Raw genomic sequence first — 2,573 nt, 5'->3', positions numbered from 1 at the left:
CCGCGGCGGGCGGGGGTCTCCTCGTTCGGTATCAGCGGGACGAACGCTCATGTCATCCTCGAAGAACCCGCACCACCACAGGAAACCGAGCCCCGCGAAGAGGAACGCGAACGGCCCGCCGTGCCGGTGCCCCTCTTCGTCTCGGGCCGGGACGAGACCGCGTTGCAGGCGCTGGCGGGCCGGTTGCACACATACCTCACCGACCATCCCGACCTGTCCCCGGTCGACCTCGGATGGTCGCTGGCGACGATGCGTACGACACTGGAGCACAGGGCCGCCGTCATCGGCACGGACCGGACGGACCTCCTCACGGGCCTCGACGCGCTGGCGCACGGCGTGGACTCGCCGGGCGTCGTACGGGACGACGGAGCCGTACCGCGTGGCAAAACGGCCTTCCTCTTTCCCGGTCAGGGCAGCCAACGCCCGGGCACGGGCCGTGAGCTGTACGAGCGGATGCCCGCGTTCGCCCGAGCGCTGGACGATGTCTGCGCACTGCTCGACGGCGAACTGCCACGCCCGCTCGCGGACGTCCTCTTCGCCCCCGAGGGATCACCCGAAGCGGCGCTCCTCGACCGGACCGATGTCGCACAGGCCGCGCTGTTCGCCACGGGGGTGGCGCTGTTCCGCCTCCTCGAAAGCCGGGGCACGGTACCCGACCTGCTGCTCGGCCACTCCATCGGCGAGATCACCGCCGCACATGTCGCGGGTGTTTTCTCCTTGGAGGATGCGTGCGCCCTCGTCGCCACCCGGGGCGGACTCATGCGCTCCGCGCGCGGGGACGGCGCCATGATCGCGCTCCAGGCCACGGAGGATGAGGTACGCGAGACGCTGGAGCGGTACGAGACGGGGGGCGGGGCGGCTGTCGTCGTCGCCGCGGTCAACGGGCCGCGGTCGATCGTCGTATCCGGTGACGAACCCGCGGTGGAGGAGCTCGCGGCACTCTGGCGGGCCCGGGGTCGCGGGAGCAAGCGCCTGCGGGTCGGTCACGCCTTCCACTCGCCCCATATGGACGGAGTGCTGGACGCCTTCAGGGCGGCGGCCGAGCGGCTCACCTTCCACGAGTCCCGTATCCCCGTCGTCTCCAACGTCACCGGCGCGATCGCCACCGCCGCCCAGCTCCGGTCGCCCGACTACTGGACCCGGCACATCCGCGAGACCGTCCGCTTCCAAGACGGGGTACGCCGCCTGGAAGCCGAGGGAGTCACCGACTATCTGGAGCTGGGTCCGGGCGCGGTGCTCGGCGCGCTGGTACGGGAGTGCCTGACCGGCGGGCCCGGCGCGATCCTGCCCCTGTTGCGCACCGGCCGACCCGAGGCGGCGGGCGTCACATCGGCCCTGGCGCTCCTGCGGCTGCGCGGTGGGGCGCTCGACCCGGACACGACCTTCCCCGGCGGCGGCCGGGTCGACGACCTGCCGACGTACCCCTTCCGCCGTGACCGGTACTGGCTCACGGCGAGCCCCGCCGCCGGCGACGCCCAGGGCCTCGGCCTCCGCGCCACGGCCCACCCCTTCCTCGGTGCCGCCGTACCCGTGGCGGGCCGGGACATCCATATGCTCACGGGATACCTATCCCTGGACACCCACCCCTGGCTGGCGGGCCACTCGGTGCACGGCGCGGTGGTGTTCCCCGGTAGCGGATTCCTGGATCTGGCCCTGCGCGCCGGTGCGGCAGTGGGGCTCGGCCGAGTCGAGGAGCTGACGCTGACCAGCCCCTTGGTGCTGCCCGTGGGGAAGGGGGTACGGCTCCAGGCGACCGTGGGGGAAGCGGATGGGAGCGGCGCCCGGCCGTTCGAGCTGTACGCCTGCCCGGACGCGGGGGAGGACGGGGAGCCGCCGCCCTGGACGCCGCATGCCCGCGGGCGGCTGACCGCCGCCGGTGGGGTGGAGGCGCTGGAAACCCCCTGGCCGCCTGTGGAAGCGGACGAGATCGAGCTCGACGGTGTCTACGACCGGCTGGCGGACGCCGGGTTCGGGTACGGCCGGGGGTTCGCGGGGCTGCGCCGGGTGTGGCGTACGGAAGACGAGATCTGTGCCGAGGTGGCTCTCGACGAGGAGGAGACCGGCGGGGGGCACGGTTTCGTTCTGCACCCGGCGTTGCTGGACGCCGCCCTCCACCCGTTGCTTCCGGCGGTGGCCGGCGTGGAAGGACCCGCCCGGCTCCCCTTCACCTGGGGTGGGGTCGAGGTGGGCGCGGTGGTGACAACGGCGCTCCGGGTCCGTCTGAAGCTCACCGGACCCGGCCGGGCCTCCGTACGGCTGGCGGATGCCACCGGCGCCCCGGTCGCTTCGATGGAGTCGCTCGAACTGCTGCCGGTCGGGGAGGAGGTGATATCGGGAGCTGATGGTGGTGGGTTGTTTGGGGTGGTGTGGGAGCGGGTGGGTGTTGTTGGCGGTGGTGGGTGGGTGGTGGTGGGGGTGGGTGGTGTGTTGCCGGTGGGTGGTGGGGTGGATGTGGTGGTGTGGTTGGGGGATGGCGATGGGGATGGGGGTGGGGTTGGTGTGGGGGGTGTTGGTGGGTTGTTGGGGTGGGTGTTGGGGTTGGTTCAGGGGTTTTTGGGTGATGTGGGGTTTGT

General features: G+C 72.1%; 1 protein-coding gene. It reads left to right on the top strand.

Annotated elements, in window-relative coordinates; genetic code table 11:
• Window positions 1–2,573: acyltransferase domain-containing protein (locus tag ACFXG1_RS33050; RefSeq protein WP_384745874.1), on the top strand; the 2,573-nt coding region annotated here is incomplete at both ends.

This window comes from Streptomyces sp. NPDC059248 (genome assembly GCF_042753905.1).
Taxonomy (GTDB): domain Bacteria; phylum Actinomycetota; class Actinomycetes; order Streptomycetales; family Streptomycetaceae; genus Streptomyces.
Note: the sequence above shows the minus strand (reverse complement) of the source record. Positions and strands in the feature narration are given on the sequence as shown.